We start from the raw sequence: 13,796 nt of genomic DNA, 5'->3' as shown, positions 1-13,796 counted from the left end.
GCCCTGGCATCCCCGGGGGTGACGGCACCGCCGGACGCGCGACGTGGCGCAGTCCACAGCACACCGTGCCGGTTATGGCCGCCATGGTGGCTAACGGGCGCGACAATGCTTACGGGTTGTCGTGCGGGGCGTGCGCGCGACGGACACGTCGTACGGCAACCCCGCTCGGGCGCCGGGCGATCGAAGACGCACAACCGATGGGCGAGGGGTACGCATGACTGACACCGGCCAGGTACCGGGCGAGGGTCTCCCGGACGACGCGGGCATGGTGGATCAGCAGGGCATGCCCGCTCCGGTCCAGCACCCGGGCCCCGCCCCCGCTCCCGTCCAGGGCGGCTACGCCTTCCAGGACCTCGTGGACAACCCGGCCGAGCCGGAGGACGAGGAACTGCTGCTGATGCCGAGCGGCCAGGGCTCCTGGAGCGACCCGCAGGTCGTCCCGCCGGCGCCGGTCTTCGCGGTCGAGACCTCCTACGGCGACGCGCCCTACGCCGAGTACCCCGAGGCGCCGGTCGCGTACGCGGAGCCCGCCTACCCCGTCGCACCCGCGTTCCCCGACCCCTCCTACGGCGACGCCTCCTACAGCGCGGGCGCGCACGAGGCCGGCGGCCGCGATTCCGGCGCCCTCGACCTCGGCGGCCTCGTGGTCCCGCCGCCGGCCGCCGCACCGGTGGCTCCGGCCGCGCCCGCGGCCCCGGTGGCGCCCTCCCGCCGGCCGCTGCACATGGGCCCGCCCGTGCCCGATGCCACCGGCGGAGTCGTACGTTCCCTCGCCGACCGGGGTCCGGCCGCGGCTCCGGTGCCTCCCGCCGTGCCCGTGGCGCAGGTCGCGGCTCCCGTGGCCGCGCAGGTCGCCGCTCCCGCGGCGCCGATCCCGGTCCAGGTGGCCGGGCCGCCGACCGTGGGCCCCGAGTACCTGGACGTCCCGCGTCCCGAGGCCGCCGCCGTGCCGGCCGCGCCGCAGCCGGGCGAGGTCCCGCCGCAGGCCGGTGACCCGTGGACGGCGGAGCCCGCGCCCGAGCCGGTGGCCGCCCCGGAGCCCGCCGTCGCACCCGAGCCCGTGACGGCGCCCGAGCCGGTCATGGCGCCCGAGCCCCCGGTGGTGCCCGAGCCCGTGATGGCGCCCGAGGCGCCGGCGGCCGACGAGGTCCCCGCCGAGTCCCCCGCCGCCCCGCAGACCCCTCAGCCGGAGCCGGTCGCCGCTGTGGAGCCCGAGCCGGCCGCCGTCGCCGTGGCCGTCGCGGAGCCCGCGCCGGAGCCCGTCGCCGAGGCGCCCGCCGCCGCGGAGCCCGCCGGAGCCCCGGGGGCGCCCGCCGCGGAGCCCGCGCCGGAGCAGGTCGTGGCCGAGGCCGCGCCGCTGGAGGTGCCCGCGGAGGCGCCCGTGGCGGACGTACCGGTGGTGGAAGCGCCGGCCGCCGAGCCGGAGCCGTCGGCCCAGCCCGCAGAAGCGGTGGTCCAGGCACCCGAGACCCCCGAGGCCCTCGCTCCTGAGGCCCCCGAGGCCGCCGCTCCCGATGCCCCCGCGGCCCCCATCGCCCCGGAGCCCGTACCGGAGGCGCTCCCGGAGGCCGCGGCCGTGGAGCCCGAAGCCGCTCCCGAGCCCGCACCGGAGCCGGTCGCCGTACCGGAGCCCGAGCCGGCCGCCGAACCGGCAGCCGGGACGGCGGCCGAGGCCGCCACCGAGACCGAGCCCGTCGTCCCCCTCGTACCCGGCGTGGAGCCCTCCGCGGGCGAGGCGGCCCCCGCGTACGCCGACGCCGAGCGCGAGGCCGTCCTGCGCGTCATGCGCGAACGCCGCGACATCCGCAACGGCTTCCGCACCGACCCGATCCCGCACGAGGTGCTCCTCCGCGTCCTGGAGGCGGCCCACCACGCTCCCAGCGTGGGCCACTCCCAGCCCTGGGACTTCGTCGTCATCCGCTCGGCCGAGACCCGCCGGACGATGCACGAGCTCGCCCAGCGCCAGCGCGAGGCCTACGCGAAGTCGCTGCCCAAGGGCCGGGCGAAGCAGTTCAAGGAACTCAAGATCGAGGCCATCCTCGACACCCCGGTGAACATCGTCGTCACCGCCGACCCCACCCGCGGCGGCCGCCACACCCTCGGCCGGCACACCCAGCCGCAGATGGCCCCGTACTCCTCGGCCCTCGCCGTAGAGAACCTCTGGCTCGCCGCGCGCGCCGAGGGCCTCGGCGTCGGCTGGGTCAGCTTCTTCGACGAGCGCGAGATGGTCCGCGAGCTCGGCCTGCCCGAGCACCTGGAGGTCGTCGCCTACCTGTGCGTCGGCTACGTCGACGAGTTCCCGGAGGAGCCGGAGCTGGCGCAGGCCGGCTGGTCGCAGCGCCGGCCGCTGGCCTGGGTCGTGCACGAGGAGACGTACGGGCGCCGCGCGCTGCCCGGCGAGGAGCCGCACGACCTGCTCTCGGAGACGGTCGTCAGCATCCGCCCGCTCGACGCGAAGGCGCTGGGCGAGGCATGGGAGCGGCAGAAGCGCATGACCAAGCCCGCCGGGGCCCTGGGCATGCTCGAAATCATCTCCGCACAGCTGTCCGGCCTCTCCCGGGTCTGCCCGCCGCCGATCCCGGAGCCGGCCGCAGTCGCGATCTTCGCCGGTGACCACGGGGTCCACGCCCAGGGCGTCACCCCGTGGCCCCAGGAGGTCACCACGCAGATGGTGGCCAACTTCCTTGGCGGCGGCGCGGTCTGCAACGCGTTCGCCAACCAGGTGGGGGCCGAGGTCTGCGTGATCGACGTCGGCGTGGCAGGGGACCTCCCCGCCACCCCCGGCCTGCTCCCGCGCAAGGTCCGCCCGGGGACCGCCGACCTCTCCACGGGCCCGGCGATGACCCGCGAGGAAGCGGTCGCGGCCATCGAGGTGGGCATCGAGACGGCCCGCGACCTGGTGGCGGCGGGCAACAAGGCGCTGCTGACGGGCGAGATGGGCATCGCGAACACGACGGTGTCGGCGGCCCTGATCTCGGTCTTCACCGGAGTCGACCCGGCGGAGGTCACCGGCCGGGGCACGGGAATCAACGACGAGACCCACGCCCGCAAGGTCGAGGTCGTACGCCGCGCACTGGAGCTCCACCAGCCGGACCCGGCGGACCCGATCGGCGTCCTCGCGGCGATCGGCGGCCTGGAGCACGCGGCGATCGTCGGCCTGCTCCTGGGCGGGGCCTCCCTCCGCACCCCCGTGATCCTGGACGGCGTCAGCGCCGGCGCGGCGGCCCTGGTGGCCCGTGCCATCGCCCCGGAATCCCTCTCGGCGTGCATCGCGGGCCACCGCAGCGCGGAGCCGGGACACGTCGCGGCCCTGAACAAGCTGGGCCTGCGTCCCCTGGTCGACCTCGACCTCCGCCTCGGCGAGGGCACGGGCGCGCTGCTTGCCCTCCCGCTCGTCCAGAGCGCGGCCCGCGCGATGCACGAGGTCGCCACGTTCGACTCGGCCGGAGTCACCGAGAAGTAGGCCGGGTCCGCTGCGCGGGGTGGAGAACGCCCCGCGCGGCCGGCCCCGTCCCCCGGGGCCGGGGAGCCCGGGGGTGGAGCCCCAGGGGCGGCGGCGCGGGCCGTATCGTTGGACCCGGACAGGGAAAGCGCACGTCACCCACCCCGAACCCAGCCGCTCCAGCGCAGCAGCGGCCCGCAGAAACCGCCCGCCGCATCAGGAGCCGCACCGCTATGGCCGAACACTCCGCCTACCCCGTAGGACTCCGTCTCGCCGGCCGCCGTGTCGTCGTCATCGGCGGCGGCCAGGTCGCCCAGCGCCGGCTGCCCGCGCTCGTCGCGGCCGGCGCCGACGTCCTCCTCGTCTCGCCCTCCGCCACGCCCTCCGTGGACGCCATGGCCGAGACCGGCGAGATCCGCTGGGAACGCCGCCGCTACCAGGACGGAGACCTGGACGGTGCCTGGTACGCGCTGATCGCGACCCGGGACCGGGCCGCCAACGACGCCGCCTCCGCCGAGGCCGAGCGCCGCCGGATCTGGTGCGTGCGCGCCGACGACGCCGACGCGGCCACCGCCTGGACCCCGGCCACCGGCCGCGTCGACGGGGTCACCGTCGCCGTCCTGAGCGGCAACGACCCCCGCCGCTCCGCCGCCGTCCGCGACGCGGTCGTCGAGGGGCTGCGCGACGGCTCCCTCACCGCGAACCGCACCCGCACCCCCGGCGTCGCCCTCGTCGGCGGCGGTCCCGGAGACCCCGACCTGATCACCGTCCGCGGGCGCCGCCTCCTCGCCGAGGCCGACGTGGTCATCGCCGACCGGCTCGGCCCCCGCGACCTGCTCGACGAACTCCCGCCGCACGTCGAGGTCATCGACGCCGCGAAGATCCCGTACGGCCGCTACATGGCCCAGGAGGCCATCAACAACGCCCTGATCGAGCACGCCAAGGCCGGCAAGGCCGTGGTCCGGCTCAAGGGCGGGGACCCGTACGTCTTCGGCCGCGGCATGGAGGAGCTCCAGGCCCTCGCCGAGGCCGGCATCGCCTGCACCGTCGTCCCGGGCATCTCCAGCTCCATCTCGGTGCCCGGCGCCGTCGGCATCCCGGTCACCCACCGCGGTGTGGCGCACGAGTTCACCGTGGTCAGCGGCCACGTCGGCCCCGACGACCCGCGTTCCCTGGTGGATTGGGCCTCCCTCGCCAAGCTCACCGGGACCCTGGTGATCCTGATGGGCGTGGACAAGATCGGCCTGATCGCCGAGGCCCTCGTCCGCCACGGGCGCCCGGCCGACACCCCCGTCGCGGTCGTGCAGGAGGGCACCACGGCCACCCAGCGCCGCGTGGACGCCACCCTCGCCACCGTCGGCGAGACCGTACGCGCGGAGGAGATCCGTCCGCCCGCGGTCATCGTGATCGGCGAGGTCGTCAACGTCGCGTCTCCCGCCGCCCCCACCGTCTGAAAACCCGCGCCCCGCACGGCCGTTGGCACCACACCCCGGACAAGGCAGTATCACCCTGTGGCTGATCTCATCACCGTCGAAGACCCCGACGACCCCCGCCTGCGCGACTACACGGGCCTGACCGACGTCGAACTCCGGCGCCGGCGCGAGCCGGCGGAAGGCCTGTTCATCGCCGAGGGCGAGAAGGTCATCAGACGGGCCAAGGACGCCGGGTACGAGATGCGCTCGATGCTGCTCTCCGCCAAGTGGGTCGACGTCATGCGCGACGTCATCGACGAGCTCCCGGCCCCGGTCTACGCCGTCACCCCGGAGCTCGCCGAACGCGTCACCGGCTACCACGTGCACCGCGGCGCCCTCGCCTCGATGCAGCGCAAGCCGCTCCCGGCGGCCGACGAGCTGCTCGCGGCGGAGGGAGCGGGCGCGGGCCACCGGATCGCCGTCTTCGAGGGCTTCGTCGACCACGCCAACCTGGGCGCCGCCTTCCGCAGCGCCGCGGCCCTCGGCATCAGCGCGATACTCCTCTCCCCCGACTGCGCGGATCCGCTCTACCGGCGCGCCATCAAGGTCTCGATGGGGTCCGTGTTCTCGGTTCCGTACGCGCGCCTGGACCAGTGGCCCGCCGACCTGGAGAAGGTCCGCGAGGCCGGCTACCGGATCCTGGCCATGACGCCGAGCCCGAAGGCCACTCCGCTGGACCAGGTCCCGCCGGAGCGCTTCGAGCGATCCGCGATCATGCTCGGATCCGAGGGCCACGGCCTGTCCACGTACGCGCTGCGGGCCGCCGACGAGTGGGTCCGCATCCCGATGGCCGAGGGGATCGACTCGCTGAACGTGGCCGCGGCCTCGGCGGTGGCCTTCTACGCGACCCGCCCGCCCCAGGCCCCGGCCCCCGCCTCCCCGGAGCTCTAGGCGCCGTCTACTAGAACTTCTGGGCGGCGGCGATGCCCAGGGCCACGACCAGCGTGACCACGACGAACACGATCAGCCGCTGGCGCATCAGCCGGGGGTCCGGCCGCGAGGGGCGCCGCCCGGCTCCCGTCGTGCGCGGTGCCTGGCGGCCTCCCGTACGCCCCGCCGTCGGCCGGGAGGACGGGCCGCCCGGGTTCCGCGAGGACGAAGGGCGCGGGGACGAGGGCCGGGAGGACGAGGGCCGCGCATGCCCCCCGCTGTTCGGGCCGTGACCCTGCCCGTGGCCCTGGCCCTGGCCCTGGCCCTGGTCCGGTCCCTGGGGCGCGGGCATGCCGCCCGTGCGTCGCTCCGTGTGCTGGTCTGCGTATGCATCGGCCCGCTCGGGCAGTCGCCCGGTCGGCCGGTCGGCCCGCGCGCGCTGCGCCGGAGGGCGCCCGTCGGACAGCCCCTGCGCCTCGCGTGCCGCGATCTCCTTCAGCCGCATCGACAGCTGGAGGGTGCTGGGCCGCTCCTCGGGATCCTTGGCCAGGCAGGCCTGTACCAGGGGGGCCAGCGCGTCCGGGACCCCCACCAGGTGCGGCTCCTCGTGCACCACGCGGTACAGCATGACCTCGGAACTGCCGTGCCCGAAGGGCGAGTCGGCGGTCGCCGCGTAGGCGAGGGTGGCGCCCAGCGCGAACACGTCGGTGGCCGGGGTGACGGCTGCGCCGCGCACCTGTTCGGGCGCGAGGAAGCCTGGGGAGCCGACGGCCGTGCCCACATGGGTGAGGGTGCTCGCGCCGGTGGCCCAGGCGATACCGAAGTCGATGATCCGGGGGCCCTTGGGGGACAGAAGGATGTTCGAGGGCTTGAGATCGCGGTGGACGACCCCCGCCTCGTGCACGGCGACCAGTCCCTCGGAGAGCGCGGCACCGATCGCGGCGATCTGCGCGGCCGTGAGGGGACCCTCCTCGGCCACCTTGTCGTGCAGGGACGGGCCGGGCACGTACTGCGTGGCGAACCACGGGCGCTCTGCCTCCAGGTCGGCGGCCACCAGGCGCGCCGTGCACCCGCCGCGGATCCGCCGGGCGGCGGACACCTCGCGCGCGAAGCGCGAGCGGAACTCCTGGTCCTCGGCCAGGTCGGGCCGGATCACCTTCAGCGCCACCCGCTGGCCGCGCCGGTCCGATCCCAGGTAGACCACGCCCATGCCGCCGGCGCCGAGGCGTCGGTGCAGCCTGAATGAGCCGACGACACGCGGGTCCTCGCGCCGGAGCCGCATCATCGCCATGTCCACCCCGCTGACCGGTCGTCCTGTTGACGTGCCCCAGCTTACGGACCATCCGCCACGAGCGCTCAGAGGCCGCGCCCTCGCCGGAAGATTCGATTGTCAGTGCGGGGCAACCCACTTGAGGGTTCCTCACTCGCACGGACCCCTGCCCGTACGGCACTTGCCCGTACGGCCAAACGGCCGTCGGGCCAAGGGGATTGAGCGTCCCGCCGGGGTGGTGCGCGGGGCGCGTGGAGGGCGGGAGCGCGTGCGCCGGGCGGGAACGCGGGGTGATCTTGCGGGTACCCCGTCGGCGGACACGCATGCGCGGGGAGTGACGGAAGTGAGCGAACTCACTACCCTCCGGTCATCCCCTCCGGGATGACCCTCAGAACGGGGGACCGGTCTCCACCCAGGGGAGTACACGCACGGCGGCCCGTCATCCTCCTGGAGGCCTGCCAAGGGGTACGAGGGCAGGACGCCAGGGGACTTCGCCGCGCCTAGTGTTGAAGACAAGCGGCGGGTGGCGCACTCGTCCCCCGAGGTCACAAGCCCGCCGCTGCAACCGACAGGGAGAGGGCCATGGCGGACATCACGCGGCACGGACGCAAGGCATTCGCGTTCAACGGCCATGAGTCCGGCACGCGCCACCCGCTGGTGGCCGCGGCCATGGTGCTCCCCCTGGCCGCCCTCCTGCTCTTCCTCTTCGGAGGATTCGACCAGGTGGCGGCACAGGCGTCGTCCGTGGGCGTGATGCTGGGGCGCTGAGCGGCGCCCCGGGTCCGGGAGAGCGGCCCGGACCGGGACATCGGCCTGTCGAACCCCGTGGGGACGGGGGCGCGACGGACGGCAGGTGAAGGGTGCTGCCCGTACGACTGGGGAGTCGGACGGGCAGCACCCTTTTTCATGCCGTCCCGCACCGCCGTCCGCCCCGTCATGCGGCCCCGCCGTTCCGTAACCTGCTTCCGAGAAGCCAGCTACGGGAGCCGTGGAGCCGCGATGAACCAGGAGCCACTGCCCGCCGCCCTCGCGGCGTACGCCGGCGCGGGGGAGCGGGGCGCTCCGTACGAGCTGCTCGCCGAGCGCGAGGACGGCACGGTCGTGCGCTGCGGCGAGATCGTCGCCAAGGCGCACGCCGGGGACAGCGACCGCGCGGGCCTCGCCGTCCGGATGCGGATCGCCGCGGACGAGGCACTGGCCGGGGTGCTGCTGGCCCCGCTGCGCCCCGAGGTCGGCTACCTCGGGGGCCGGCCGGTGTCCCTCTGGCCGTACGGGGCTCCGGTCGACCCGGAGCGCCCGGAGGAGGCCCCCTGGGAGGCGGCCGGGCGGCTCCTGGCGGCCCTGCACCAGGTGCCCGTGCACCGGCTGCCCGGCCCGGTCCCCCCGATGCGCGGCCCGGCCAAACTCGCCCGCGCCCTGCGCCGCCTGTCCCGGGCCACGGCTCCCGACGGGGTGCGGAGTCCCGAGGGGGTGCGGAGTCCCGAGGGGGTGCGCAGCCACGACGGGCTGCGGAGCCACGACGGCGCCCGGAGTCCCGCCGGGGCACGGTCCGGGGCGCCGCTCGTGCCCGGCCCCGCCGAGGGCCGGCCCGCCGGCGACCTCGTACGGGCCGCCGCGCGGACCCTGCCCGCCTGGGTGCGCGGGGAGGCGCCGGCGCCCCGGGGCGGGGCCCTGTGCCACGGGGACCTGCACCTCGGCCAGTTGGTGCAGGGGCCCGGCCCCGACGGGGGCTGGCGGCTCATCGACGTGGACGACCTCGGCATCGGAACCCCGGCCTGGGATCTGGCCCGGCCCGCCGCCTGGTACGCCGCCGGGCTGCTCGACACCGGCACCTGGGTCCGCTTCCTCGACTCCTACCGGGCCGCCGGCGGCCCCGCGGCCGGGCCGCCGGGCTCCGACCCCTGGCCGGAACTGGACCTCGCCGCCCGGGCCCTGACCGTGCAGACCGCCGCCCTCGCCCTGGCCAAATCGGCAGAAAGCCGACGTCGACTCGATGACGTGGAGCGGCTGATGGTGGAGTCCTGTGCCCGAATTGCCTCCCTCCCGCCCGACTTGGAGGCGCGGGCTCCGTCGTAGGGTGAGCTCCACGCCACCGGGCATGCATCCGGTGGTGAAGCAGACGGCGAGGAGTTGATCCGGTCATGCAGTGTCCGAAGTGTCACGCGATGATGCACACCTACAACCGCAACGGTGTCCAGATCGAGCAGTGCAGCAACTGCCGCGGCATCTTCCTCGACTACGGCGAGCTGGAGGCGCTGACCCGCCTGGAGTCCCAGTACACCGGCGGCCAGTACGGCCAGGTCCCGCCGCCGGCCGCGCCCCCGGCCCCCTACCCGGCCGCCCACGCCCCCGCCCCGGCCTGGGGCGCCCCGCACCACGGCGGCCACGGCCACGGTCACCACGGCCACCACAAGGGCGGCTTCGGCCGGATGCTCTTCTCCTCCTGAGCCGCGGCCGGGGCGGCCCCGGCCGCCCCGGCAACGCGGAAGCCCCGGCCGTGGGAACGGCCGGGGCTTCCGGAGGTGGTGCGCGATACTGGGATTGAACCAGTGACCTCTTCCGTGTCAGGGAAGCGCTCTCCCGCTGAGCTAATCGCGCGGGACTACGGTGCGAAACCGCAGGTGGAACAGGGTGCTGCAGGTACTGCGTGCGCGATACTGGGATTGAACCAGTGACCTCTTCCGTGTCAGGGAAGCGCTCTCCCGCTGAGCTAATCGCGCGGGGATCCTTGCGGATCAGTGGACGATACTGGGATTGAACCAGTGACCTCTTCCGTGTCAGGGAAGCGCTCTCCCGCTGAGCTAATCGTCCTTGGAGGTGGAGACGGGATTTGAACCCGTGTAGACGGCTTTGCAGGCCGTTGCCTCGCCTCTCGGCCACTCCACCAGGAGCTGCAGGGTTCTCGGGAAGATTCCCCCACTTCGAGCGGACGACGAGACTCGAACTCGCGACATCCACCTTGGCAAGGTGGTGCTCTACCAACTGAGCTACGTCCGCAGGTCACCGTGTTCGCTCCGGGGTTTTCCCCCTTCGCTCCCTGGCGACGTGTTGAACTCTAGCGGATTCCCGGGCCAGCTCAAAAACGCGTTTCCGCAGCGTGCTGCCGCTCGATCACCACCGGTCACCCGGCAGTCACCTCACCGGCGCCGCGGCGTCACCGGTCATAGACTCGCAGCCGTGCACGACCTGCTTCCCCTGGCCCGCTTCGGCGGCCTCCTCGCGACCGACCTCCGAGACGTCACCAGCGACCCCTCAGCCCTCGACTCGACGGGCTTCTGGGCGGTCGCCGCCGACTTCGAGGGACGCCTGGTCTGCGCCCGCTTCGGCGACATACGCCCCGACCCCGTCCCGGCGCCCGTCCCGGGGGCCTGGCGCGGCCCCGCCGCCGACCGGTGGACCTCGTCCCTCGACCGCGCCGCCTACACGGCTGGCGTACGCCGCATCCGCGAGTACATCGCCGCGGGCGAGGTGTACCAGGCCAACCTCTGCCGCGTGATGTCCGCGCCGCTGCCCGACCCGGACCGCGCGGACGTCGACGCCCTCACGGCCCTGCTCGCCCGGGGCAATCCGGCCCCGTACGCAGGAACGATTCGGCTCCCGGCGCACGGGGTCGAGATCGCCACCGCGTCCCCCGAGCTGTACCTGCGCCGGGCCGGCCGCCACGTGGAGTCCGGCCCCATCAAGGGCACCGGCCGCACCGCCGCCGACCTCCTGCCCAAGGACCACGCCGAGAACGTCATGATCGTGGACCTCGTACGCAACGACCTCGGCCGGGTCTGCGCCACCGGCTCCGTCGCGGTACCCGAGCTGTGCGCCGTCGAGGAGCACCCGGGCCTGGTCCACCTCGTCTCCACCGTCAGCGGCGAACTCGCCGAGGGCGCGGGGTGGCCCGAGCTGCTCGCCGCCACCTTCCCGCCCGGCTCCGTCACCGGCGCCCCCAAGTCCTCCGCGCTGCGGATCATCGAGGCCCTGGAAACCGCCCCCCGCGGCCCCTACTGCGGGGGCATCGGCTGGGTCGACGCCGACCGCGGCACCGCCGAGCTCGCCGTCGGCATCCGCACCTTCTGGATCGACCGCCGGCGCCCGGGCGGCCCGAGCCTGCTCTTCGGCACCGGCGCCGGCATCACCTGGGGCTCGGACCCCGACCGCGAATGGGCCGAGACGGAGCTGAAGGCCGCCCGGTTGCTCAGGGTAGCGTCGGGAACCCATGAGGTGACCGGCACCCCTGGGTGAGCGGAGGGATCGTACGGTGAGGATCTGGCTCGACGGCGCGCTGCGGGACGCCGACAGCGCACAGGTGTCCGTGTTCGACCACGGGCTGACCGTGGGCGACGGCGTGTTCGAGACGGTGAAGGCGGAGCGCGGCACCGCCTTCGCCCTCACCCGCCACGTGGACCGGCTGACCCGCTCGGCCCGCGGCCTCGGACTGCCCGATCCCGACCCGGACGAGGTGCGCCGGGCCTGCGCGGCCGTCCTGGAGGCCAATCCGCTGCCGCTCGGCCGTATGCGCATCACGTACACGGGCGGCGTGTCCCCGCTCGGCTCCGACCGCGGCGACGCCGCCCCCACCCTCGTCGTGGCCGTGGCCGAGGAGATCCGCCGGCCGGACACCACCGCCGTGATCACGGTGCCCTGGGTCCGCAACGAGCGCTCCGCCGTGGCCGGCCTGAAGACCACGTCGTACGCCGAGAACGTCGTCGCGCTGGCCGCCGCCCACCGGGCCGGGGCCTCCGAGGCCCTGTTCGCGAACACCGTCGGGCGGCTCTGCGAGGGCACCGGCTCGAACGTCTTCGTCGTCCTGGACGGGGAGCTGCACACCCCGCCCCTCGCCTCCGGCTGCCTCGCCGGCATCACCCGGGCCCTCGTCGTGGATTGGGCCGGCGCCAAGGAGACGGACCTGCCCTTCGAGGCACTGGAGCAGGCCGAGGAGGTCTTCCTGACCTCCACGCTGCGCGACGTGCAGGCCGTCCACCGGGTCGACCGGCGGGCCGTCGAGGGGCGGGCCGCGGCCGTGCCGGGGCCGGTCACGGCCGAGGCGATGCGGATCTTCGACGCGCACGCCGGGGCGGACCTGGACCCCTGAGGCCGGCGACCGGTGACCGGTGATCGGTGATCGGGGCGATGGGTGGGGCGGATGGGACGGGCGGGGCCGGGTAAGGCGTGGCGCCCCGAACCGCCCGTTTAATGGCTGTCGCACAGGGCCGCGGGGCGGGTAGAACACGATTGATGACCACCACCCTGCGGCCGAGCGGGCCGCTTCAGCAGAGCACCGGGGGCGCGCGGTCGCGCCCGTACGAGATCCGGGTCAACAGCAGGCGCGTCGGCGCGCTGCTGGTCGCCTGCGACACGCCCTTCGGGCCGACCGTCGGCGAGATCCGGGATCTCGCCGTCGACGAGCCCGACCGGCGGCGCGGCCGCGCCACGGTCGGGGCGCTCGCCGCCGAGGAGGTGCTGCGCGGCTGGGGCTGCCGCCGCGTCCGGGTCTCCGTGCCCGCGGAGTCGGCGGGCGGGCTGCGGATGGCGCAGGCGCTCGGGTACGCCGAGTACAGCCGTAACATGGCCAAGGACCTCCCCGCCGAGCCGCCCGAGCTCCGCGCAGGGGTCGCCGGCCGACCGATGACGGAGGCCGAGTACGAGGTCTGGCTCGCCCGGGCGGTCGAGGGATACGCCGCCGACTGGACCACCCGCGGCATGCCGGAGGAGGCCGCGCGGGCGAAGGCGGTGGCCGACCACGAGCACGCGCTGCCCCACGGGCTGGCCACCGAGGGCACCACGCTGTCCGTCCTGGAGGCGGACGGCGTCGCCGTCGGCCACGTGTGGGCGGCGCCGAACGGGGAGGGCGCGTACGTCTTCGACGTCGCCGTCGCCGAGGAGCACCGGGGCCGGGGCCACGGGCGCGACCTGATGCTCCTCGCCGAACGCGCGGCCCTCGCCGGGGGCCACCGCGTCCTCGGGCTCCAGGTCTTCGCGGGCAACACCCCGGCCCTGCGGCTGTACGAGTCCCTCGGCTATCGGACGACGGACGTCAACTACGCCAAGGACCTGCTCTAGCCGGCGGACCCTCCCCGGGCCTGGCCGGCCAGCAGGCGGTCCGCGATCTCCTCGATGCGGGCGCGCAGGCCCTCCTGGCTCTTGCCGCCGTCGAGGCGCTCGCCGTCGATGACGTACGTCGGAGTGCCGGTCACGCCGATGGCCTTGCCCTCGGCCTGGTCGGCGTCGACGATCAGGATGTGCCGGCCGTCGATCAGCGCGGTGTCGAACTCCTCGGCGTCGAGGCCGAGTTCACGCGCCACGTCCAGCAGCACGGCCTCGCCGCGCTCACCGAGCTCCGCGGTGCGGGCCAGTACGGCCTCCACGTACGGCCACGCCCGGCCCTGCTCCGCGGCCTCTTCGGCGGCCTGCGCCGCGGCGAAGGCGTGCTTGTGCTTCTCCAGCGGGAAGTGGCGCAGCCGGATGTCCAGCCGGTCGCCGTAGCGGGCCCGAAGGGCGCGCACGTCGTCCAGGGCGCGGTGGCAGTCCGGGCACTGGAGTTCGCACCAGACGTCGAGGATCACGGAATCGGTCATGGGCCCAGTGTCCCAGCCGCCGGGCGCGGCCTTCGAAACGCACCCCTGCCATGTCCCCTGCATGTCCCCTGCCACACCCCCTGCCGCGCCCCTGTCGTGCCCCCTGACTCAGGCCTGAGGAGGAGGCGCGACCCCGAGATCTCCCGGAGATCGGCGCCGGACCGGCCCGGGCCGTG

At 74.9% G+C, this 13,796-nt stretch carries 11 protein-coding genes and 5 tRNA genes; 9 read left to right on the top strand and 7 right to left on the bottom strand.

Translation table 11 applies throughout. The annotated features are described in order from the left end of the window. The first annotated feature begins 214 nt into the window (after nt 1-214). The 3 genes from cobT (at nt 215) to ACIBAD_RS21175 (ending at nt 5,805) form a co-directional block, all read left to right on the top strand. A complete protein-coding gene (gene cobT, locus ACIBAD_RS21185) occupies nt 215-3,463 on the top strand; it encodes a nicotinate-nucleotide--dimethylbenzimidazole phosphoribosyltransferase (RefSeq protein WP_398908024.1) in 3,249 nt (1,082 codons plus the stop codon). 212 nt (nt 3,464-3,675) lie between these two features. Next, the gene (gene cobA / locus ACIBAD_RS21180) at nt 3,676-4,896 is read left to right on the top strand and encodes a uroporphyrinogen-III C-methyltransferase (RefSeq protein ID WP_134074698.1); all 1,221 of its coding nucleotides are present in this window, start codon (nt 3,676-3,678) and stop codon (nt 4,894-4,896) included. Nucleotides 4,897-4,953: 57 nt separating this feature from the next. After that, complete coding sequence (locus ACIBAD_RS21175) at nt 4,954-5,805, top strand: TrmH family RNA methyltransferase (protein WP_398908022.1); 852 nt, start codon at nt 4,954-4,956, stop codon at nt 5,803-5,805. A 10-nt stretch (nt 5,806-5,815) separates the two neighbouring features. Here the strand turns inward: ACIBAD_RS21175 and ACIBAD_RS21170 are convergent, their stop codons facing one another. Then, nucleotides 5,816-7,075, bottom strand: a complete 1,260-nt coding sequence (locus ACIBAD_RS21170) for a serine/threonine-protein kinase (protein ID WP_398908021.1) — start codon at nt 7,073-7,075, stop codon at nt 5,816-5,818. Nucleotides 7,076-7,636: 561 nt separating this feature from the next. On the opposite strand from ACIBAD_RS21170, the gene ACIBAD_RS21165 reads away from it, so the two are divergent. From ACIBAD_RS21165 to ACIBAD_RS21155, 3 genes are all read left to right on the top strand, one after another. After that, nucleotides 7,637-7,822 carry a hypothetical protein gene (locus ACIBAD_RS21165; RefSeq protein ID WP_030157329.1) on the top strand — a complete coding sequence of 62 codons (186 nt, stop codon included), beginning with the start codon at nt 7,637-7,639 and terminating at the stop codon, nt 7,820-7,822. A 231-nt stretch (nt 7,823-8,053) separates the two neighbouring features. After that, nucleotides 8,054-9,130, top strand: a complete 1,077-nt coding sequence (locus ACIBAD_RS21160) for a phosphotransferase family protein (protein WP_398908020.1) — start codon at nt 8,054-8,056, stop codon at nt 9,128-9,130. 65 nt (nt 9,131-9,195) lie between these two features. Further along, on the top strand, nt 9,196-9,501 hold the full coding sequence (locus ACIBAD_RS21155; RefSeq protein ID WP_030157333.1) for a zf-TFIIB domain-containing protein: 306 nt from the start codon (nt 9,196-9,198) through the stop codon (nt 9,499-9,501). Nucleotides 9,502-9,577: 76 nt separating this feature from the next. Here ACIBAD_RS21155 and ACIBAD_RS21150 read toward each other — a convergent pair. The 5 genes from ACIBAD_RS21150 to ACIBAD_RS21130 form a co-directional block, all read right to left on the bottom strand. Then, nucleotides 9,578-9,652: transfer RNA gene (locus ACIBAD_RS21150), tRNA-Val, on the bottom strand. 50 nt (nt 9,653-9,702) lie between these two features. Next, nucleotides 9,703-9,774: transfer RNA gene (locus tag ACIBAD_RS21145), tRNA-Val, on the bottom strand. Between the two features lie 19 nt (nt 9,775-9,793). Continuing rightward, a tRNA-Val gene (locus ACIBAD_RS21140) sits at nt 9,794-9,865 on the bottom strand. Nucleotide 9,866: 1 nt separating this feature from the next. Next, nucleotides 9,867-9,940 (bottom strand) — tRNA-Cys (locus ACIBAD_RS21135). 38 nt (nt 9,941-9,978) lie between these two features. Beyond that, nucleotides 9,979-10,051: transfer RNA gene (locus ACIBAD_RS21130), tRNA-Gly, on the bottom strand. A 180-nt stretch (nt 10,052-10,231) separates the two neighbouring features. Between ACIBAD_RS21130 and ACIBAD_RS21125 the strand changes: the two genes are divergently transcribed. The 3 genes from ACIBAD_RS21125 (at nt 10,232) to ACIBAD_RS21115 (ending at nt 13,105) form a co-directional block, all read left to right on the top strand. Next, nucleotides 10,232-11,287, top strand: a complete 1,056-nt coding sequence (locus ACIBAD_RS21125) for a chorismate-binding protein (RefSeq protein ID WP_166682146.1) — start codon at nt 10,232-10,234, stop codon at nt 11,285-11,287. A 16-nt stretch (nt 11,288-11,303) separates the two neighbouring features. Further along, the gene (locus ACIBAD_RS21120; protein WP_398908019.1) at nt 11,304-12,137 is read left to right on the top strand and encodes an aminotransferase class IV; all 834 of its coding nucleotides are present in this window, start codon (nt 11,304-11,306) and stop codon (nt 12,135-12,137) included. Between the two features lie 143 nt (nt 12,138-12,280). After that, nucleotides 12,281-13,105 (top strand): GNAT family N-acetyltransferase, encoded by an 825-nt coding sequence (locus ACIBAD_RS21115; protein WP_398908018.1) that lies wholly within the window; start codon nt 12,281-12,283, stop codon nt 13,103-13,105. Here ACIBAD_RS21115 and ACIBAD_RS21110 read toward each other — a convergent pair. Beyond that, nucleotides 13,102-13,620: a DsbA family protein gene (locus ACIBAD_RS21110; RefSeq protein WP_398908017.1), complete on the bottom strand. Its 519-nt coding sequence runs from the start codon at nt 13,618-13,620 to the stop codon at nt 13,102-13,104. The genes ACIBAD_RS21115 and ACIBAD_RS21110 overlap by 4 nt on opposite strands. Nucleotides 13,621-13,796 lie beyond the last annotated feature (176 nt).

This window comes from Streptomyces sp. NPDC051109, assembly GCF_044455885.1.
Classification (GTDB): Bacteria; Actinomycetota; Actinomycetes; order Streptomycetales; family Streptomycetaceae; genus Streptomyces.
The sequence above is the reverse complement of the archived record's forward strand: the minus strand, read 5'-3'. Positions and strand labels throughout refer to the sequence as shown.